The sequence below is a fragment of the Sinomonas sp. P47F7 genome (assembly GCF_049332655.1).
In the GTDB taxonomy this organism is placed as follows: Bacteria; Actinomycetota; Actinomycetes; order Actinomycetales; family Micrococcaceae; genus Sinomonas.
Genome location: NZ_CP186327.1, coordinates 211127 through 230311, shown reverse-complemented (window position 1 = coordinate 230311; position 19185 = coordinate 211127). Strand labels below are relative to the sequence as shown.

Genomic DNA, 19185 nt, shown 5'->3' with positions numbered 1-19185 from the left:
CTCAATCCGCCTTCCCGCGGAGCGTCCCGGTTCCGTGGGTTCGGAGTGGGAGGAGGCGGTGCATCCAGCTCTGGCGCGACACTGCAGCGGCCTGGGCGATGTCCGAGGTGTCGTCGGCGCGGATCGTCATGAGGATGCCGAGGAAGGACTCGTCGCAGGAGACCAGGATCCTCTGCTCGTTGGAGGTTGGCTCGAGCAGCAGCGGGCTCTTGTATGCCTGGGCTGCGGCGCCGAACCATTTCACGACGGGCCCGGCGACAGCCAGACGTGCCGGGACGACGGACTCAGTGGTGAGGCACTCGAGCAGCATCCGCGCGAACGCGACCTGGTACCCGTCAGTTGGGGCCCGCGGCACAGTGAAGGTCTTGCCGGGAACAGGCCCGAGACGTCGAGGAGGCTGATCTTCTCCTCCGTCACGCGGATCCGGATGCATTCACCGACCGACTCGTCTGACCTAGCTGTTCCCCCTGACTTGAAGATCTGGAGGAGCTCCTTCGCGGTCTCCGGATACAGGTCGAAACAGTCCTCGTCGACATCACCGGTCAGCTCGCGATGCTCCCACACCGAGACAATGGCCTGCCCGAGCGAGACACGATTCATGCCGGTGACGAACAGGTTCTCATCCGTTGCCACGAAATGCAGCACGGCGAGATCCGGTACGAGCTTCGGGTCCGCGACGTGTGGCAGGCACGCCTGCAGTGCCTTGCGCAGGTCGAGGGTGTTCACGTCGAGAATCACGCCTCCTCGCCCTCCTGCTCGTCGTCGACGTCGCCGCGGTCTCCGTCCTCGGCACGGTCCGCGGCCCGTTGAGCGGCCTCGGCCTCACGGACGCTGGCCACATGCTGCATGGCCTCCTTCTCGATGTCCGAGAAGACGTACCCGAGAACGCCCGTCAGCGTCTCGCGCCACTTCGCCGCGTAGTCGTCCCCGTATCGGCCAACGCCCCAACCGTCCACGCGGGAGCCAAAATGAGCCTTGCCCCGCAGGACGGTCTCCTGCCGGCCGAACTTCGCAACCTGGCGAAGCACCGAGAGGGCCTCGGCAGAGAGGCTGAGCAGCTTCTCCCGGAACGCGGAATTGCTGACACTTCCCCGCTCGACGCCTACGACCGCGAGCGCGAACGGGTTGTCGCTGTCGAGCGTTTTCATGAGCTCGTCGACGTCGAGGTGTTTGGCCCAAGAGAGCACCGTCGAAGGTGGGCTGAAGACTGTCTCGCGGACGAACTCATCGCGGACGTTCGCGGCGACTTCGAGGCCGGCGACGATACGGTCCTCTTCCTCGCGGCGCGCTGCCTCTTCCGGGGTGACCTGAGGCTCGTCGTCTTTGTTCCATTCGGCTGGTCGAGGGGCAATCCAGACGGGCTTGCCGTCGCTGCGCTCGTCGACGACTGCCTTGTGGCCGGCCGCTACGTGCTGGTCGAGGGTCCAGTCCTTGAAGTACTCGCGTCCGCGCCAGTCGCCGGTTGAGGCGAGCCCGTCGGCGTTCAGTTCTTCATGGGTCGGCCGCGAATCGAGGAGCTCGGCACCGGCCTTGCGGAGCTTCGCGACGGTCTTCGGGATCAGGTCCTGGACCTTCCGCTTGCGCCGTAGCTGCTCCACCTCGTGCTTCCATGCGTAGCCGCCCCAGGCGGTGCGGTCGAGCAGGTAGCCGGTGGCATAGGTGTCGCCTTCGAATTCGGCGAGGTCGATCGCTTGCTCGATCGTGAGGGTGTGGTCCTCGAGTCTGGCCTTGGCCTTGTCGCCGAGGCTGGCGATCTTCGCCCGGCCGCGGACATGGCCGCGGGATCTGCCAATGTTCTCAGCGATCGTCTTCTCGTCGAGGCCGAGGTCGAACAGGCCTTGGACGGCGTCGGCCTCCTCGAGCACGGTCAGGTCGCGCCGGTGGGTGTTCTCGATCAACATGAACTCGGTCTGCGCGGCCTCGGTGGTGAGGTCATCGCGGATCATGCACGGCACCATTCGGAGCTTGGCGAGCTTCGCGGCGGCGAGGCGCCGGTGCCCGGCGAGCACGACGTACGCGGTGCGGCGCGTCGGGTGCGGTGCCACCGCGAGGGCCTGCTCGATGCCCTTGGCCTGGATCGACTGCGCGAGCTCGGCGAGTTCCCCGAGGTCCTTGCGGATGTTTCTGGGGTGGGGCTCGAGCTTGGCGAGCGGAACGACTTCGAACGTGGTCATCCGAGGGCCTCCTTGGTTTCGAGAGTCTGCATGCGGGCGATCTGACGGACGAGGCGCTCGGCGTTCTGGTGGGCCGTGGCGAGGTTGCCGTTCTCGAGCGCGTCGCCGACGGCGTCGTAGGTGTCGCTCGCGTCGTCGAACGCGGCCGCGTACGCGAGGTCTCGCCCTTGTGGGGTGTCGTTGCCGAGCCACTGCTGCTCCGATATGACCTCGGGGAACGTGAGCAGGACGGCGTCGGCTTCGGGGTTGCGGCCGGTGCCGAGGTCGAAGACGTCGACGGGCTCCCGCTCGGGTGGCTGTTCGGTCATGGCTTCTCCAGGTCGAGGGCGACGCCGGCGACCGCGGCGGCCATGAGGAACGCGCCAAGCATCCAAGCCCCGTTCAGGGTCTCGGCCGCGGCGATGACAATGAAAGCGCCCAGGGCGAACACGGGCGTGTACACGAGAGCGAGACGGCGACGCCGGGCCGCTCGATGGACTACGAGGGTCACAGGAGGCCCTCCTGCTGCGACCGTGCCGGGGCCGGGTCGTTCAGAAAGTAGTGCGCGACCTCCCGCCCGTTGACGAAGATCGACCCGTCCGCCCGGACCGTGCCGTTCGACTCGACCAGCTTCGGCGACGGGTCGACGAGGATCTGCGCGCCCGGCCACACACCACGGCAGTACGCCGCGAGCTGGGACGACATCTCCGCGGGCCGACCCGAGCGCCAGTGCAGCGCCGCACGCTGCCGCCGCGGACGCTCCCCTATCGGTTGGATCGTCGCATCCTTCCGGATCCGGTACGGCCTGCTCACGCGCGCCACCGCCCCTGCATTACGCGGCGCACGTCAAGCCGCGCGACGTCGGCCGGAGACGGCACGCCGCGCCCGCCCGCCTCGGCAATGGTGACGCCTTCGAGCACCACTGCGCCGATCGGCAGCGCCACCCGGCCCCCGGCCGAGACACTCGGCTCGGGCTTGATCGGCTCCGACAGCGGGGCCGGTGATTGGATCGGCTCGGAAAGGGGCTCCGCAGGCCGCTCCGTGGCCTCCGCGGAAGCCTGGTGGACCTCGTCGACGAATCTGATTTCCTGTCTCGGCCCGTCCAGTCCATCGTCGGGGTCGAGCACCGCGTAAGCGGTGTCGACGCCGTCGATGAGGGCCCGGATCGCTGCACGGACCTCGCCCTCGCATGCCCGAAGGTGTTCGATCGCCAAGTCCGCGTTGCCGGTCGCGTCGAACTGCCGGACCGTCAGAAGCGCGGTCCTGAGCCTTTCGGCCGACTTCAGCGCCGAGGTGTGCAATCCCACGCGGCGGTCGGTCTCCGCCCTGAGGCGAGCCGGGACGGACGCAGTCGCCGGCGAAGCGTTTGGGCCGGGCTCGGGGTGTAGATCGTCGCGGTCCCAGCACCCAAAGAAGAGGTGGCGCATCACCGGGGCCGTCACCTGGCCACCGCCGTACGTTGCGCATTGGTGAGATACGGCGTCCCGTCCGGCCACGTGCAGTCACTAGTGCGTTCGACGGGCGCGCTGATCTGCACCCACGTGCACTCGTCGGCCTGCGCGATGGAGATCTCCGGCACTTCATCGCCCGTGGGCCTGCAGCCAAGATCGATGACATCATCAACCCACCGCAGCTTCGCCTCGGTCAGCACGTCGCGGGTGAGCGAGTCCTCATCCACCACCTCGTACACTGCCGCGTACAGGAGCCCGACGGCGCTCACGACGCGTCCCTCTGACGCGCGAGCTCGAGACCGTCCCGGTTCGACTCATAACGAGCGCCACGAAGCGCGCCGGCGAACGCGTCAAGGAAGCCGCCCATCGCCTTGAGCGTGATCTGAGCTGCTTGGGCGAGAGGACGTAAAGCTGCAACCATCGGCCCCACGACGGCGCCGAATCGGTAGACCGCGAGCGCGAACTCCCGATCGAGACGCTCGTAGTCGCTAGCGACGTCGGCGCGCCGGAGGTAGAGGACAGCAAGATTGGGCTGACCAGTACGGATCGCGCGCTCGGCGAGCTCGATCAGATCCCTCGAGGAGCGCGACGGCCGAGGCTCATCTGGCACGACGATCCACCTTCCGGGCCTGGCTGAGGAGGTGTTCTGTACGATGGGCATGGGTTTTCTTTCCTTTCAACAGGGACCCCGTTTCGGGTGCCGGCTGCTGCGAACAGCCGGCACCCTCTCTTGTTGGAATTTCTGGGGGTTAGGGGGGACGTGATGGACGATGCGTCGAACGTGGCGAGCATCTGGACCGCAGTGGGCGCAACGGCCACGGTTACGAGCGCGGCAACCGGTGTCGTTGTGAACCTGGTCAACCGCTGGGATCGGCGCCGCCGAGCTCCCGAGGCCGACTGGGCGTACACCATCGGAGGACACGAAATCGCCATGCACGGCGGCAACGAGTGGGAGCGCAAAGACAACGGCAAATACCGTCTCCGGGGCCGTTTCGCCAATTGCGGCGACGCCTCCGCGTTCCGCCTGACAGCACGGGCAGTCCATGGCACGGTTCGGCTGGAGACACCCTCTGCATCGCGGTTCGGCGCCGCAAACGCCCATCCATGGATCGCAGTGCTCGAGCCCGGCGAGAGCATCAGCTTCCATGCCCTCGCAGATCCCGATGCGTGGGCGGACTTCCGCATCGAGCTTGAGTGGATCACCTCGCCGACCCGCTTGAAGAAGCGCGTGGTCTGGTCGCTTAAGCCGAGCGAGGTCATTGACCGCCCCGTACCCGCCGCACGACCTTTTGCCAAAGCCGAGGAACCCGGTCAGCAATCCAACCCGCAATGAAGTACGAAGGCACGCCGATCAGAAGTGCCGCCCCGACACCGCAGACGATCGCCGCCAGGACGATCTCGGACAGGTTCATTCGACCCAATCTCCTTTCGTGGACTCTTCGCCCGGGACCGCTACAACAGCCGGGCTTCCCCTTTCTGTGGGGTGGTGCCCGGCGCGGACCGCGGCCATGGGGGAAGCTGCACGGGCCGCGCCGGGGGTCTAGTTGGCCGTGTGCGTCCTGCCCTGGATGAAGCGGTGGAGCTCTACTGCGTTGACCCGGGTCTTCGCGCGGGTCTTCGTGCCGAGCTCGACGACGGCGATCTCGCCCGCGGCGATCCGGCCACGGACGTAGTCGTCACCAGTGCCGAGGATCTCTGCCGCCTCAGCCACGGTGAAGAGCCGAAGCGGGTTCACCGGGCCGGATAGCGCGAGCTCCTGGTCATCGCCGGGTGCGTGGCCCGCGGCGTGAGGGGGCGGGAAAGCTACGATGGTCATCGTCTGCTGCCTGTCTGGTGAGATTGGGGTGGACATACGCCCTCAGCCGTTGCCGCGGCTGGGGGCATCTTTCGTCTGAGCCTGGGAACGCACGGCACTGAGGGTTTCGCCGAGCGCGTCGAGAGCGCGGAATGCCCGCGCGGACGGGTCGTCCGGGTCTTCCGCGGCTGGCTCCCCCTCGGTAGGTTCGGGAGCACCACCAACCCGCGCCGGCACCGGCGCACCAACTACCGAGGGGGAAACCTGATGGGACGTCTGCTCTTGAGCGGGCCGGCCGGCGGGGAAATCTCGATTCCGGACGACGTCCTGGTCACTGTTGAAGCGGCTCTTGGAGGCGCGCTTTCCGAAGACCACGAGGTCTTCTTCATCAGGTACGTCGGCCAGGGCGACGGGCTTCCAGCGAGCGTGAAAGTGACGCCCGTGAGCGCAGCGACGCCGTTCGGTGTCGTCTACGACTTTCACGATTCGGATTTCGAGCCTGATCGTCAGGAGGTCGAGAGGATCCGCGCCGTCATCCGGGACGACGGGGTCTTCGACCTCACTGACCAGACCTGAGCCGTCGCACGTCGCTTCGTGCTCGTCGAATATCCGGCGGGCTGCGGCGTCGCCCTCTGGGTCGATGCCGGACCACTCGATGTAGAACCCGCACGCGCACTCGTCGCCGCCGGCCGCGCCGTCGCGCCAACCTCCGGCGCTCACGCCGGCACCTTCCGCGCGTTCCGAGCGGGACGAATGCGCATAGTGTCTGCACTATTTGCAACGATGGGCATCACTTCATGCTCCTGGAGTTCGAAGAGTTCATCCCAGGGGCGCTTTAGCCGAGCGGCGATCGCTATTGCGAGTTCCTCGCTCAGAGTCCGCATTCCGCCGGTCTCGAGCAGGTGGATCGTTGCCTGCGAGCGCCGGACCAGCATGCCCAGCTCACGTTGGGAGAACCGCTCCTGCTGGCGCCATCGGCGCAGCATCGCCGGGTCCTTGACCTTCATCCAGCACTCCTTCCGAGCCTGCGGCGGTCGCCGCCTGATCGCTTGCACAGCCATTTCTACCTCCCAATCGTCATGATTACAAGTAGAGCGTGCACTAAGCGGAACTACTAGTCAAGCCGACAAGCGACAACATGGGCGACAAATTGCGGGTGACGTGTGAGTTACTTGTCATGTGTCGTGTCGCGACACGTTCCACAAGCACAAAGCCGCAGGAGAGAGTCAGCACCGTGAACGAACCCACCAGTCTCCGAGACCTGGTCGAGCTGGCGATGCGCCGGCATGACACGTCAGGCCGGCAGCTGGCGTTCCTCGCACAGAAGAACGGTTTCACGATCGCCGTCACGACCGTGAACCATCTGAAGGCGGGGACCTACAAATCGACACCGACGGCAGAGACAATCCGTGCAATCGCATGGTTGGCCGGCGTCAGCGATGAGGTTGCGTTCACGGCCGCGGGACAGCCCGTCCCCGGTCCACCGCTCGCCGACGAGCTCCCTCCCGGGTCGGACAGCCTGCCGCCGAAGGCACGCAAGGCCGTCATCGAAATGATCCGGGTGCTCGTCGACGCGTACAAGGACGGCGCCGATGACCAGGACTCCAGCACAACCCACCCCGCCGCGGACGCCCTTCCCTCGGCGGCTACTCCCAGTGGCCCAGATGACTCCCCCGAGTGGACGGACGACGTCGCCGAGCGCCGCGCCGCTCGCCGTCGCACTCGCTCTGGACAGAAGACCCCCACGGCTGTCGATATCGACGGCGAGCTTCCCCCGAACTGGCGCGAGCTCGCGGCCCACAGGGGCCCGACCGAACACCTTGAGCGTGCACGTGAGTTGTCCGAGCGCGGCGAAGAATCACAGGAAGACGCGGACTAATACCGCGCATCACTCAGAGGGGGAATGTATGGCCATATCCAAGCCTGTTGTAGTCGGAGATCGGAGCTTTCCGTCGAAGACGAAAGCGCTGGAAGAGATCCGACGGATTTGGAATGTGTACGACGTCGGTGAACCGGTCACCGACCCGGAGGACGAAGATTTCCTCTACAACTTGGTTCTTATGCGCCCTGACCCGGAGGAGAAGCTCGGTCCCGGGATCGACTACTTCAAAGTAGTGAATCCCCGGGACAGCGGCGCTTGGGTACGTGATAACGTCAGGGCGGTCGCGATTGTCTGGGTAGACGGTACAGAGGTCGAGTTCTCTGCGCCCAAATCCCTCGATGCCCCTCAGACGCCGTTTCAGCGACTCACCTCAGCCCTGGCCAACGAAGCCCAGGACATCACCGGCAGGGTGCGGGAAGCGGCGTTCGAAGCGGGGCCGGTGATATGCCCGCTCACCGGGACGATCATGGAGGACAGGTCCGAGGCTGAAACTCGCCATCTTAACCCTCCCCTGAAAGACCTAGTCAGCCAGTTCCTCCTTGAGACAGGTCTCTCGGTAGATGAGATCGAACTCGAGAACCTTCAGACGCCGGACATCCTCGAATCCGAGAGGGCAATCAGGGGCCTCAGAGTCAAGGATCCCAGTGTGCGCGCCCAGTGGCTCGAGTTCCAGCGGGAACACGTCTCCGGGCTCGCCGTCGTCCACCGGAGCGCCCCAAGGCGGTAAGCGACTGCCGCCCAGGCTACCGCTGCCTAGCCCACTCAAAAGTCGCCCGCGACGAACTGGACGACATAGCACCAGATACCGACAACTGCTGCCTGATCTGTCATCGTTTGAAACAACGGCGACGATGGACAGCCGAAAGGAGGTAAACACGTGTCCTTCCCAGCGGACCTCGCAGCAACTCTTAGCGGCAACTCGACCGCGCAGCTCTACAAGTGGCGGGTTAGCGGTCTCCTGATCCCCGAGATCCGTGGCGACCGGCCACCCATCTACTCGTTCCGCGACGTCGTCGCGCTCCGAGCTATCGCGTTCCTGCGGGCACGCGTCTCGCTTCAGAAGATCAGATTTGCGTTCAGCTCGATGCGCGAACTCAACCTCACTGCTCACCCGTCGAAGTACACATTCTTTGCAGACAGCAAGACCATCGCCGTACGCGACGATGACGGCAACTCGATCGATCTCGTGAGGTTTCCCGGCCAGATGTCGCCTTTCACGCTGGCAGATGCGCTTGAGCCGTTCAGCAATCTGCATGGCCAACCTGTGGCCGACTTCTTCCGGCCGCGACCGCACCTATTGGTGACGGAGGGCCGCCTCGGCGGCTGGCCCACGATCGACGGCACCAGGGTCCCCTTCGATATCGTGGCGCAATTCTTGGGCGACGACCCCGACGAGGAGGCCTTCGAGGACCTCGAGTACTTCTACCCGGGCGTCTCCCGTGAGGCAGGTGCCGACGCGGTGGCCTTCCAGGCCGAGGTCAGCGCGCATAGGAGGAGCTCTTGAAGTTCCTCCTGGACGAGTGCGTCTCACCCAAGCTGGTGCCCGCCCTGCGTGAGTCGTTCCGCGGCTCCGACTTCGACTCGGTCCAGGATCGCGAGTGGCGCGGGACCCTGGACCACATACTGTTTCCCAGCGCTGCTTCGGAGGGTTACGAGGTCCTTGTGAGCCTGGACCACAGGATCCTCGTCGACCAGAAGGAGCGTAGCGCCTTGCGTTCCTCCGGCCTGCATTTCGCCGCCATCCATCGACCGACGGACTGCCGCGGCCGCGAGTACTTCGCGCTTACGCTCGCGCAACTGGTCTCCGCCGTCGCCCTGATCCACCGCGAACATCCGAGCGCGCCCACCCTGTTCAGACTTGGCCCAGTCCCACACGAGCGGGCGAAGCGGCTCGTCACCGTAGAGCACCTCTAGCAACATCAACCGAGCACTGGCGCCACAGAGCCGCAAAATGTCGGAGGCGCCCTGTAGGCCTTCATCCCATGCATGGTGCTTGGGGGATCCTGCGCGGAATCGCGGACATCAGCCTGTTCTTCGTCACGTTCCCGGATGGGCTGCTCGGCTGCACGGACGGCATGTCGCGCATCTGGCTGGACAAGCGGCTCAACTCGATCGAGCAGCGCTGCACGGCGATGCACGAGCTCATCCACATCGAGAACGGCCACACGGGATGTCAGGGCGCGCGCGTCGAGCGTCGCGTCCGCGAGGAAGCCGCCCGCCGCCTGATCCCGCTCGATCAGCTGGCCGAGGCTCTGGCCTGGACACAGTCCCCTGCCGAACTCGCGGACGAGCTCCACGTCACCCAGCAGGTCATAGGCGACCGCCTCGACGGGCTCACCGGCAGCGAGCGAGAGCAACTCGCCGCCGGGCTCGACCACTGACCATCACATCCACCGCAGGCCCGGGAGCCGGGTCTGCTCGTCTCGCAGGGGAGGGGCCTCACATGGCCAGGGAGAAGCAGAAGAGGTCGCGCGGCGACGGGACTGCGTACGAGACCTCTGACGGGCGTTGGCGGGCCGAAGTGGTCGTCGGGTGGACGGAGGAAGGGAAACGTGTCCGCAAGGTCGTCTACGCGCGCACCAAGCCCGAGGCAGAAGCCGCACGGCGTGCCGCCGCGGCCGCTGCCGCGCGCGGCGAGCTCGTCGGCGGCCGAGCACCAACGCTCGCCGAGTGGGTCGACCACTGGCTGGCCGCCGCTCCGCCGTCCAAGATCCGCGAGCGCACGAAGATCGGGTACAGGTCCTATGTGCGGACTTGGATCAAGGGACGGAAGATCGCGAAGACGCGGCTGGACAAGATCCGCCCCGAGGACCTCCTGGGCGTGTACGCAGAGATGCGCGCCGCCGGCCGGTCCGAGACGACTGTTTCCCAGATGCACCGGATCCTCTCCCGCGCTCTCAAGTCGCAGTGCAGCGGGGTCGGATCGCCACGAACCCGGCCAAGAGGATCGATGCCCCGACGCCGGGACGGTTCGCGCCGGACCTGGTCAGCGTCGACGACGCACGCCGGCTCATCCGCGCCGCCGAGGCCGACACAGAGAACGGGGCGCGATGGATGCTCGCGATCTCCCTCGGCCTGCGACAGGGCGAACGCCTCGCGCTCGGACGGGACCGGCTCGACCTCACAGCACACACCCTCAAGATCGACCGCGAGCTCTACCGACTCCCCTGGCAGCACGGCTGCCATAGTGAGCCCTGCGGGAAGAAGCGCGGCGCCGACTGCCCGGCCCGCCACGGCGGCGGCTTGTTCGTCGGCGACCCGAAGAGCGACGCAGGCGTCCGAACGCTCGTCATGCCCCCGCAGCTCGAAAACGCCATCAAACGACACCTGCGAGCGCAGGACTCGATCCGGGCCGAGGAAGGAGAGGGCTGGACCGGCTTCACGTCTGCGAACGGCGTCGAGCTCGAGCCTGTCTTCTGCCAGCGGAACGGGCGCGCGATCGATGCACGCCGCGACCACGCCGACTGGAAGGCGTTCCTCGAGAAAGCCGGCGTCCCTGAAGTCCGTCTTCACGACGCCCGGCACACTGCCGCGACCGTGCTGCTGCTCATGGGCGTCGACGGGCGCGTCGTCATGGACATGATGGGCTGGTCCCAAGCGAGCATGCTCAAGCGCTATCAGCACGTGATCGACGAAATGAAGCGGGACGCCGCCGAGAAGATGGGGCAGGCGCTGTGGGCGCCGGACGACGAGCCTCAGCCGGCCGCTCCCCCGGAGGTCGTGAGCATGGACGACTATCGACGTCGTCGGGCAAGGTGACGCAGGGGCTATGCGTCCGCACTGCGGGACAGCGCTCCGTGTATCCTCTTTGCCGAGTAACTCGCACGGGCCAAGCGAACCAACGCCACGAATGCGCTGGGGGTGAGCAATCGAGTATGGTTTCGCAGCTCGCCGTTGGTGTGCGCCTGCAGAAAGCCTCGGTCTCGCGTGACGCAGTAGACATTGCAGAGCGGGTCGTCCCCAGCGAGCCAGCGACAGGCTCCGTAGACCATGCCGTCCTCATGATCGAGCGGTGGATTCCCGTCCGGGATGGTGTCCCCGAGAGTTCCACCGGCTGATTCACTAGTCAGACCGCCGATCAGTACGTCTACGAGGCTCTGTGCGTGCTCCTCATCCCATCCAAGACCCCGGTACCCCGATTGCGAGTCAGGGACCTGCGACTGCATCGCCTTGGCCCGGACAGTGCTGTCGATGTGCGCGTTCGTCCAGACCTCTAGGGTTTCGGGTCCAGCGAATCGACCCGACCGGCAGACCGCAAGCGAACGAAGCGAATCCAGAGCCTTGTCGGTGGGATGAGGAACAGGTGCCTTTGCCTCTTTGGCCACAACCGAGTCGAAGTTGGCCCATGTGAAGGGCGGACCAATCGCGTGAGCGGCGTCCAGACATATGTTGACGTCAAACACCACGACATGGCGCTGCGGGTCTTCTTCCCCCAAAGCCATTGGTCACGCGCCGGCGTATGTACGTCGGCAGCCGTGCTCGATCCCCTTACCCGCGTACCTAGTACTGTCATGCAGGTTCCCGCCGCCCCAAGGGTCGTCGCCCGGGTCGAACTCAGGACCTCCCAATTCGGCCAATAGCGCATCAACGTCGACGGGTCCTACCACTTCATGAGAGTGAAGGTGGATCCCGCCTGCTGCCAGGTCGGCTGCAGAGCGTCCGGCCAGCATTCGGTGGGCCCGGTAGAACGTCGCCATGGTCGCGGGGTCGATGGGGTTCTGCGAGTTGGCGCCCTCGGGCACGCCTTCCCTGGCCTCGTTCCAGGGCTGCTCGACATGCGTCAGTGCACTGAGCTCTTCACCACTCATTGATCCGTAGGCGGCCAAGACAAGGTCAATCAGGTCGGACGCGAGTTCATCAAGCTCCACCCCATCGAGTTCTTGGACAGCGGGCCGACGGGAGGCCTGATCTTGCCTCTTGTGCCAGACATCCGGGACGACAGGCCCGTCCTTCCATGCCTTGATGCGCTCGCTGAAGAGGGGGGTGTCGGTGATCGCAAGGTGCCAGGCTTGAACGTAGTAGAGGAGCTTCTGCAGAGACATGGCATCGAGCCACGCCCCCCGTCGGGCAATGATCACACTGGCTACGTCATTCGCGTGCAGCAAGGTCCACCCCCGATCTAAAAACATCGCACCGCGCACCACGGAAATCCGGAAATGCAGCGCCCTTCGCGTTCAGTTTGCCGAAAAAGTATACCGACTTCCAGACCCCACGGCGAGTTGACCAGCATCTGCTCCGAGCACCGGCATGCTCGCGCGCCACGAAACTCCCACCAGAACTCCCACCAAAGTCGATCCAAAGACCTGTCCGCCGTATGCGAGAGGCCCGGAGATTCGCGTGATTCCGGGCCTCTCGGCTGTGGGCCCTGTGGGTCTCGAACCCACGACCCGCGGATTAAAAGTCCGCTGCTCTACCAACTGAGCTAAAGGCCCCAGACCGGGCCAGCCGATCACTAGTACTCTAGCGCAGCGGGCCGCGCGGAGTGGTTCTGGGAGCGCTCTCTCGACATGAGCACCGCCAAGCCAAGAGGAGTAGCGTACTTGGCATGAGCGAACACCCAGGAGGCCCCGGAAGCTCAACTGGCCCAGTGCGGCCGCACAAGCCCAAGCCCTTTGCGCCCATCGACTTCGAGCCCTTCGCGGGCGGGGCAGACCCGGCCCGGGTCTCGGAGGCCGCGCACCTCGCGGCCCAAGCGCTCGTGCGCCGCGGCCGGGAGAGCGACGACCCCGAGGTCACGCGCCGCCTCGTCCGCCTCGCCGATGAACAGGGCCTCGAATCCATTGCCGAGATGTGGGCCGAGAGCCCAGCGCGCTCCCTTCCCGGCGCCCTTTGGCGCCTCTACGCCCTGCGGGCGGCGACGCGCAGCGATCCCGAACGGATCTCGGTCTACTTCAAGGCCGGCAAGGACACCGCCCAGGTCTCGCACGCCGTCGCCGGTGTGGCGGAGCCTCCGGGTGCGGAGGAGCTGACGACCATGGCGGACGCGATCCTCTCCGGGGCGTTCGACGGCGACTTCGACGTTGCGCTCGAGCGCTCGGCGGCGTTCTGCCGGGTCATTGCCCTCGGCCAGGCGACCCTCGCGGACAGCGCCGAATGGTCGAACTCGGCGCATGCGACGAAGCTCACACGGAATGCCAACCAGCTCGTGAAGACGGCCGAGGACCTTGAGGCATCGGCCAAAGCCTGGCGCCGCGGCCAGCTCGACTGAGGGCGTCGAGGTTGACTACTGGGAAGGCCCGTAGAAGACTGAGGGTGGCGTCGGACCGCGGCACCCCCGGGCTCCAACTCTTAGCCGCCTAGAGCGGCCTTCCGCCGAGAGGCGGTCCCGGTTCGGCGCTCCTACTTTTCGAAGACCCGCACAGCGGGTCTTTTCTTTGCCCGCCGTCGTCCGCTCGCGAAGCGCTACGACACCATGTCCCTCACGAGCTCGAAGAGCGCTCCCCTCGTGGTGGCGCCCGTCTTGCGGAGCGCATTCGAAACATGGCTCTCCACAGTGCGGACGCTGAGCCCGAACTGCTCGGCGATCTCCTGGTTGCTCTTCTGGCCGACCATGAGCGCAACCTCCGTCTCGCGGGCAGTCAGGGCGGAGGCCGCCACCTCGGGCTCGAGGATGAGGTATTGACCGCCTGTGCGCAGCCGCCGCGAGAACGCGTTCGCTGCCCGCTCAATCGCGGTGGCCGTCGACGAATCGCCCAGAATCCGGTAGCGCCGGGCGGCTCCCCGCAGAAGCACCGCCGTCTGGTAGACATCCTCGTCAGGCCGATAGTCGTCGAGGACCGCCACGAGCCGCTTGAGGTCGCCGCCCAGCGCGGCTCCGGCGACACCGAGGAGCTGGTCGTGCCGCGCACTCCCGAAGTCGACGAGCAGCCGCTCGAGTCTCCGCAGGGTGCCATGAGAGGGCAGGAGGCACAGCGTGGAAAGCCCGGTCATCACGGCCTCCGTGACGTAGCCGCGGTCGAGCGCCTCATCCATGAGCCGGGCCGCGGTCTCGTCGAACGAATCGAGCGTGACCGGGCGCCTCGTCACGAGCTCGAAGTACCCCTTGCCGGTCCCCGGGAACGGACCCACGTCGGGAGTCCCTGCGCCCGTGCCCGCCTGCGTCCCGAGCGAGACCTCCCCGGCGCTGCGCAGCGACGAGAGCCTGAGCATCGCGTTGTAGAGCGAGTCCACGAGGAAACCGGGGCGGCGTAGGGAGAACGCCCAGCCCATGAGGTACTCCCCCTCGTCGAAGCACCCGCGATACAGCAGGGCCAGCGCGGCGACGTAACTGCTCGTGAGCAGGCTGAACTGATCCACGGCCCGAAGCGCCTCTTGGCGGCGCTCAAGCGCGTAGACGAGGGCCTCGTCGATACGGCCGCTCGTGAACAGGGCCATCCCACGGATGAACGGCTCGAAACGCGGGAGGCTCTCGAACCCCTCGGCGGAGTCAATCGCGTCGAGCGCCGCCTGCGGGTCGAAGCGGTAGAGCTCGATCGCTCCCCGCACGGCCGCGACCAGACCGCTCTTCGGGTGGAGGCTCGCGAGCCGCGCGAACCTCTCGTCGAGGTCCCCGGGGACGCCGTTGTAGGTGGCCTCGAGGAACAGGGCCGCAGCCTCCGCCTCGCTGGCCCACGTGGGCTCAGACTCGGCGGTCTCCCGCACGATTTCCTTGGCCCTCTCGAGGCCGCCCTCCTCGTTCATGACCGTCCAGAGGGCGCGCGTCATGGTGAAGAACAGCAGGTCGGCCGGATCGCCCTCGGCCACGTTCGTGCTGGCGAAGACCTCTTGGATCCTGTGCGGATCGATCGGCGCCCCCCAGTAGACCCGCAGCAACGCGACGGCGTTGGCCATGCTGCGGTCCGAGTCCCAGATCCGATAGTGGAACTGCTCGAGTGCGTCGAGACGCCGATGGAAGTATCGGGACGTTGCCACCTGGTTCCCCTTGAGCTCGGCGCGGAGGGCCGCGAGCGCCGCCTCGGCCGCGCCGGTCCGGGCGCCGGGTGCCGCGGTGTCACCGTGTCCGATCGCCAAGGGGGCAAACTCCCCGGCGATGGTGCTGCCGAGGATCCTCCGTGAGCTCGCGATGTGCCGTGTGAGATAGTCCTCGACGAGCGGCGGGAAGACCGAGCCGAGCAGCGTACCGTCGGGGGCTGGCACCACCGAGACGAGGCCGCGGTGCTCGAGGGCGTCGAGCGCGTCGATCCCCGCCACGGAGGTCAGGCGGTCCACGGGCGTCGGGCCGAGCACCGCCATCGTGCTCAGGGCCCGGAACTCCCCCGGCCCCAGGCCGTGGAGCATGGCCTCGATCGTCGCGTTCAGATGCTCGTTGAAGAGCGTCGGCCCGCTCATGCGCCACCGCCCGTCGCGCAGCACAAGCTGCTCGCTCAGCACCGCCGTCTCGATGATCCGCACGGCGAGCCCCAGATTGCCCCCCGACTTCGTGAGCACGCTGGCCGCCAAGTCGACGTCGGCGGGGTGTCCCAGCATCTCCGCGATGAGCGAGTTGACCTGCTCGTACCGGAACGGCGGAAGCGCCACGGTGGCCTGCGGCCATCGGCCGACCGCGAGGGCCGGCATCGTCACGCGGAACGGGGAATCGCCCATCGTCGTGATGATGGGGACCTCCGTGCGCTTCTGGACGATGTCGATGACGGACAGTGATTCCCGGTCGAGGGTCTCAACGTCGTCCACGACGAGAATGCGTCTCCCCGGCCGGGCGAGATGCTCGGACAGGAGATCAGACACGCCGAGAATGCCGACGACGCGCGACCTCAGGTCAAGGCCCAACGAGAGCACCCCGGCGAACGGCGCCGCACTGAGCGGCGGGAGGCCGAAGATGCCGTAGACCTTGGCCCCCTGGCCCTCGAGCTCGTCGACTACTTTTTTGGCCACGGTGGTGCGGCCGCTTCCTGCTGGCCCGACGATGCGCACGCCAAGGCCCCGTGCCGCGTAGCCAAGGACACGGACGATTTCCTGCTCAAACAACTTCGAAAGACCTCGCTTAGGTTGTCTGCCCCCATACAGCCCCCCGATGACTCGCGTGGCCGAAGTTGACACTATGACGTCAACACGGCCTCTCCGTGGCACGATGTCTGGGCCTCCGTGGAACGGCGCCCGCACGGTTCCGTGTGCCCCGTGACTGGTTCGCCGGACTCGGCGTCCGGCTGCGCTCCTGACGTGGGACGACCCCGCCCAGACCCGAGGAGCTGCGGGCTAGGACGGGGCACCGCACCTCCGTGCCGATTGCGTATGCCCTCCGTGCGGGCGCCCGAGAGCCACTCAGTGGACGACGACGGCGGAGCTCACCTTCCGATCGCTGCCCCCCGCAATGCGCCAGGCGGCATATGCACCGACTCGCCGATGTCGCGTACCATGCGGATTGCCGGTGATTGCCGGCTTTGACCACCCGGCCCGTCCACCCGCACGAGAAGAGAGTCCATGAAGCTGCGCCTCTTTCCGCAAGAGACCGCCGCGCTGGAACTCCTCGCCGACATCGCCCAGCAGTCCGTCCTCGCCGGGCAGGTCCTGTCCGAGATGTTCGGAGCGCGACGCCAGGATCACGAGCGCATCTTCGAAGAGCTCATGAAGATCGACGCCCGCACGTCCGAACTCCAGCGGGCCCTCCTCACCCAGCTCCGCACGAGCTTTGTGAATCCGCTGCCGCGCGAGGACCTCCTCGGGCTCTCCGAGGGGCTCGGGCAGGCCATGGACCAGCTCGTCGCCGTCGGCGAGATCACGGTAGTCAATCGCTTGGACCGGCTGGCCCGCGAGGCTTCGGACCAGCTCGAGATCGTGAACCGCCAGGCCGAACTCACGGTCGCGGCGATGCGGGGACTCGGACGCCTCGACGATCTCGAGGACTACTGGGTCGAGATGCTCCGGCTCGCGAAGCGGGCCGACCACACCCACCGCGTCTGGAGCGCAAAGGCGATGCGCGAGCTCTCGCTCGGTGCCTATGCGCGCGGCATCGAGATGGCGCGGGCGCTCCAGGGCGCGGCGCAGGCACTGAGGGGTGTGGCCGCGAGCGTCGGCCGCATCATCGTCAAGGAATCGTGACGTGACGGTCGCGCTCACCGCCGCGGTGATCGTGTTCGCGTCTGTCTTCGCCTTCCTCAACGGCTTCCGGGACGCCTCGAACGCGGTGGGCCTCACGGTCCGCACCCGCGCGCTCACGCCGAGCATCGCCGTCGTCCTCGCCGCCGGATTCAACGTCGCCGGCGTGCTCACGAGCGCGTGGCTCCTCACCTACTTCGGCGGCAGTTGGCTCGCAACGCCCGACGGCGACCCCGGCCTTGTGGTGCTCGTCGCCACCTTGGCGAGCGGGAGCCTGTGGAACGTCTTCCTGTGGTGGCGCGGCTACCCGTCGTCGTCGACCCACGCGCTGGTCGGGGCGCTCGTCGGCGCGACGATCGCCTCGGCGCTGCGCGGGCACGCGGGACCCGGCGACCTCGCCGGCGTCCTGTGGATCCAGGTCTGGCTCCCGCTCATCGTCTCGCCGCTGCTCGCGTTCGGCGTCGCGTTCTTCCTCACGAGCCTCGTCACGTGGCTCGTGCGCTACAGCCAGCCCAACGAGGCGCACCGGGCGCTGCGGGCCACGCAATCCGTCGGGACGGCCGCCGTCGCGTTCGGGCACGGGCTCCAGGACGGTCAGCGCATCATCGCGGTCCTCGTGCTCGCGACGCTCGGCTCCCACGGGGACTGGCAGGCGGTCCCCGTGTGGATCGTCGGCCTCGCGGCGCTCGCGCTCGGCGCCGGGACGCTCTTCGGCGGGTGGCGCATCACCTACACGCTGAGCCACCGGCTCGTGCGCACGGACCCCCTGAGGGGATTCGTCGCGCAGCTCGTCTCGACGATCATGCTGTTCTTCGGGGCGATCTGGCTGCGTTGGCCACTCTCGACCACCCACACCGTGACGGCCTCGATCCTCGGGGCAGGGACGAATCAGAAGTTCGGATCCGTCAACGGCCGGCTGCTCGCCCGGCTCATCGCCTTCTGGATCCTCACTCCGCTCGCGACGGCGGCACTAGGCCTCGTCTTCGCGCTCGCCCTGGACCCTCTGGGCCACTGACCCGCTGGTCATCCGGGCTACTGGCGATCCAGGCTACCGGTCACCCGAAGCGGCCGGAGACGTAGTCCTCGGTCGCCTTTTCCTTGGGGTTGTTGAAGATCGCGGTGGTGTCCGCGTACTCGATGAGCCTGCCCGGCTTGCCCGTGCCGGCGATGTTGAAGAACGCCGTCTTGTCCGACACGCGCGCGGCCTGCTGCATGTTGTGCGTCACAATGACGACCGTGTACTGCTCCTTGAGCTCGTTGATGAGGTCTTCGACCGCGAGCGTGGAGATCGGGTCGAGCGCCGAGCACGGCTCGTCCATGAGGATCACGTCCGGCTTCACCGCGATGGCGCGCGCGATGCACAGGCGCTGCTGCTGGCCGCCCGAGAGACCCGAACCCGGCTTGTCCAGGCGGTCCTTGACCTCGTTCCAGAGGTTCGCGCCGAGCAGCGACGATTCGACGATCGCGTCGGAGTCCGAGCGGGAGAGCTTCTTGCCGTTGAGCTTGACGCCAGCGAGAACGTTGTCGCGGATGGACATCGTGGGGAACGGGTTCGGGCGCTGGAACACCATGCCCACGTGCGTGCGCACGGCGACCGGGTCGACGCCGGGCCCGTAGAGGTCGTCCCCGTCGAGGAGCACCTGGCCCTCGACGCGCGCACCCGGGAGCACCTCGTGCATGCGGTTGAGCGTGCGGAGGAACGTCGACTTGCCGCAGCCCGACGGGCCGATGAACGCCGTGACGGAGCGCGCTTCGATGTTGATCGAGACGCCCTCGACGGCACGGAAGTTGCCGTAGTAGACGTTCAGGTCCTTGACGTCGATTCGCTTGGACATGATTTCCTTCGGTTTGGTGCGGTCGATCAGGGCGTCG

At 66.8% G+C, this 19185-nt stretch carries 25 protein-coding genes and 1 tRNA gene; 10 read left to right on the top strand and 16 right to left on the bottom strand.

The features are described from left to right. Position 1: 1 nt before the first annotated feature. From ACOKR1_RS01180 to ACOKR1_RS01140, 9 genes are all read right to left on the bottom strand, one after another. Positions 2 to 244 carry a hypothetical protein gene (locus ACOKR1_RS01180; RefSeq protein ID WP_422934963.1) on the bottom strand — a complete coding sequence of 81 codons (243 nt, stop codon included), beginning with the start codon at positions 242 to 244 and terminating at the stop codon, positions 2 to 4. Further along, a complete protein-coding gene (locus tag ACOKR1_RS01175) occupies positions 241 to 738 on the bottom strand; it encodes a hypothetical protein (protein ID WP_422934962.1) in 498 nt (165 codons plus the stop codon). Before ACOKR1_RS01175 ends, ACOKR1_RS01180 begins: the two co-directional genes overlap by 4 nt. Continuing rightward, positions 735 to 2174, bottom strand: a complete 1440-nt coding sequence (locus ACOKR1_RS01170; RefSeq protein ID WP_422934961.1) for a ParB/RepB/Spo0J family partition protein — start codon at positions 2172 to 2174, stop codon at positions 735 to 737. Before ACOKR1_RS01170 ends, ACOKR1_RS01175 begins: the two co-directional genes overlap by 4 nt. After that, positions 2171 to 2482 carry a hypothetical protein gene (locus tag ACOKR1_RS01165; protein WP_422934960.1) on the bottom strand — a complete coding sequence of 104 codons (312 nt, stop codon included), beginning with the start codon at positions 2480 to 2482 and terminating at the stop codon, positions 2171 to 2173. Before ACOKR1_RS01165 ends, ACOKR1_RS01170 begins: the two co-directional genes overlap by 4 nt. Then, positions 2479 to 2664, bottom strand: a complete 186-nt coding sequence (locus ACOKR1_RS01160) for a hypothetical protein (RefSeq protein WP_422934959.1) — start codon at positions 2662 to 2664, stop codon at positions 2479 to 2481. The genes ACOKR1_RS01165 and ACOKR1_RS01160 overlap by 4 nt, the downstream gene beginning before the upstream one ends. Further along, positions 2661 to 2966 carry a hypothetical protein gene (locus ACOKR1_RS01155; RefSeq protein WP_422934958.1) on the bottom strand — a complete coding sequence of 102 codons (306 nt, stop codon included), beginning with the start codon at positions 2964 to 2966 and terminating at the stop codon, positions 2661 to 2663. Before ACOKR1_RS01155 ends, ACOKR1_RS01160 begins: the two co-directional genes overlap by 4 nt. Beyond that, positions 2963 to 3460: a hypothetical protein gene (locus ACOKR1_RS01150; protein ID WP_422934957.1), complete on the bottom strand. Its 498-nt coding sequence runs from the start codon at positions 3458 to 3460 to the stop codon at positions 2963 to 2965. The genes ACOKR1_RS01155 and ACOKR1_RS01150 overlap by 4 nt, the downstream gene beginning before the upstream one ends. Before the next feature lie 131 nt (positions 3461 to 3591). After that, complete coding sequence (locus ACOKR1_RS01145; protein ID WP_422934956.1) at positions 3592 to 3873, bottom strand: hypothetical protein; 282 nt, start codon at positions 3871 to 3873, stop codon at positions 3592 to 3594. Then, positions 3870 to 4265, bottom strand: coding sequence for a hypothetical protein (locus tag ACOKR1_RS01140; protein WP_422934955.1), 396 nt, complete (start codon positions 4263 to 4265; stop codon positions 3870 to 3872). Before ACOKR1_RS01140 ends, ACOKR1_RS01145 begins: the two co-directional genes overlap by 4 nt. Before the next feature lie 102 nt (positions 4266 to 4367). On the opposite strand from ACOKR1_RS01140, the gene ACOKR1_RS01135 reads away from it, so the two are divergent. Beyond that, entirely contained in the window at positions 4368 to 4937 is a 570-nt protein-coding gene (locus ACOKR1_RS01135; protein WP_422934954.1) for a hypothetical protein, read from the top strand. A 207-nt stretch (positions 4938 to 5144) separates the two neighbouring features. Here ACOKR1_RS01135 and ACOKR1_RS01130 read toward each other — a convergent pair whose 3' ends face one another. Genes ACOKR1_RS01130 through ACOKR1_RS01120 form a run of 3 tightly spaced genes read right to left on the bottom strand, consistent with a single transcriptional unit; the run spans position 5145 to position 6406 of the window. Continuing rightward, on the bottom strand, positions 5145 to 5420 hold the full coding sequence (locus ACOKR1_RS01130) for a helix-turn-helix domain-containing protein (protein WP_422934953.1): 276 nt from the start codon (positions 5418 to 5420) through the stop codon (positions 5145 to 5147). A gap of 42 nt (positions 5421 to 5462) precedes the next feature. Continuing rightward, positions 5463 to 6119, bottom strand: a complete 657-nt coding sequence (locus ACOKR1_RS01125; RefSeq protein WP_422934952.1) for a hypothetical protein — start codon at positions 6117 to 6119, stop codon at positions 5463 to 5465. After that, a complete protein-coding gene (locus ACOKR1_RS01120) occupies positions 6116 to 6406 on the bottom strand; it encodes a helix-turn-helix transcriptional regulator (RefSeq protein WP_422934951.1) in 291 nt (96 codons plus the stop codon). The genes ACOKR1_RS01125 and ACOKR1_RS01120 overlap by 4 nt, the downstream gene beginning before the upstream one ends. A gap of 227 nt (positions 6407 to 6633) precedes the next feature. Between ACOKR1_RS01120 and ACOKR1_RS01115 the strand changes: the two genes are divergently transcribed. The 6 genes from ACOKR1_RS01115 (at position 6634) to ACOKR1_RS01090 (ending at position 11040) form a co-directional block, all read left to right on the top strand. After that, a complete protein-coding gene (locus ACOKR1_RS01115; protein WP_422934950.1) occupies positions 6634 to 7278 on the top strand; it encodes a hypothetical protein in 645 nt (214 codons plus the stop codon). A 28-nt stretch (positions 7279 to 7306) separates the two neighbouring features. Beyond that, positions 7307 to 8008, top strand: a complete 702-nt coding sequence (locus tag ACOKR1_RS01110; RefSeq protein WP_422934949.1) for a DCL family protein — start codon at positions 7307 to 7309, stop codon at positions 8006 to 8008. Positions 8009 to 8158: 150 nt separating this feature from the next. Further along, positions 8159 to 8785 carry a DUF433 domain-containing protein gene (locus ACOKR1_RS01105; protein WP_422934948.1) on the top strand — a complete coding sequence of 209 codons (627 nt, stop codon included), beginning with the start codon at positions 8159 to 8161 and terminating at the stop codon, positions 8783 to 8785. Next, entirely contained in the window at positions 8782 to 9195 is a 414-nt protein-coding gene (locus tag ACOKR1_RS01100) for a hypothetical protein (protein WP_422934947.1), read from the top strand. Before ACOKR1_RS01105 ends, ACOKR1_RS01100 begins: the two co-directional genes overlap by 4 nt. A 68-nt stretch (positions 9196 to 9263) precedes the next feature. Next, a complete protein-coding gene (locus tag ACOKR1_RS01095) occupies positions 9264 to 9662 on the top strand; it encodes an ImmA/IrrE family metallo-endopeptidase (protein WP_422934946.1) in 399 nt (132 codons plus the stop codon). 526 nt (positions 9663 to 10188) lie between these two features. Continuing rightward, positions 10189 to 11040, top strand: a complete 852-nt coding sequence (locus ACOKR1_RS01090) for a tyrosine-type recombinase/integrase (protein ID WP_422934945.1) — start codon at positions 10189 to 10191, stop codon at positions 11038 to 11040. A gap of 686 nt (positions 11041 to 11726) precedes the next feature. Here the strand turns inward: ACOKR1_RS01090 and ACOKR1_RS01085 are convergent. Then, positions 11727 to 12323: a Panacea domain-containing protein gene (locus ACOKR1_RS01085; RefSeq protein ID WP_422934944.1), complete on the bottom strand. Its 597-nt coding sequence runs from the start codon at positions 12321 to 12323 to the stop codon at positions 11727 to 11729. Between the two features lie 317 nt (positions 12324 to 12640). After that, a tRNA-Lys gene (locus tag ACOKR1_RS01080) sits at positions 12641 to 12713 on the bottom strand. Between the two features lie 113 nt (positions 12714 to 12826). Between ACOKR1_RS01080 and ACOKR1_RS01075 the strand changes: the two genes are divergently transcribed. Then, on the top strand, positions 12827 to 13489 hold the full coding sequence (locus ACOKR1_RS01075; RefSeq protein WP_422934943.1) for a hypothetical protein: 663 nt from the start codon (positions 12827 to 12829) through the stop codon (positions 13487 to 13489). Between the two features lie 194 nt (positions 13490 to 13683). Here the strand turns inward: ACOKR1_RS01075 and ACOKR1_RS01070 are convergent, their stop codons facing one another. Continuing rightward, positions 13684 to 16245 (bottom strand): LuxR C-terminal-related transcriptional regulator, encoded by a 2562-nt coding sequence (locus tag ACOKR1_RS01070; protein WP_422934942.1) that lies wholly within the window; start codon positions 16243 to 16245, stop codon positions 13684 to 13686. A gap of 453 nt (positions 16246 to 16698) precedes the next feature. Here ACOKR1_RS01070 and ACOKR1_RS01065 point away from each other — a divergent pair, with 453 nt between their 5' ends. Further along, positions 16699 to 17316: a nuclease PIN gene (locus ACOKR1_RS01065; protein WP_422934941.1), complete on the top strand. Its 618-nt coding sequence runs from the start codon at positions 16699 to 16701 to the stop codon at positions 17314 to 17316. 1 nt (position 17317) lies between these two features. Then, on the top strand, positions 17318 to 18328 hold the full coding sequence (locus tag ACOKR1_RS01060; protein ID WP_422934940.1) for an inorganic phosphate transporter: 1011 nt from the start codon (positions 17318 to 17320) through the stop codon (positions 18326 to 18328). Between the two features lie 40 nt (positions 18329 to 18368). Here the strand turns inward: ACOKR1_RS01060 and pstB are convergent, their stop codons facing one another. After that, on the bottom strand, positions 18369 to 19148 hold the full coding sequence (pstB, locus tag ACOKR1_RS01055; protein WP_422934939.1) for a phosphate ABC transporter ATP-binding protein PstB: 780 nt from the start codon (positions 19146 to 19148) through the stop codon (positions 18369 to 18371). Between the last annotated feature and the right edge of the window lie 37 nt (positions 19149 to 19185).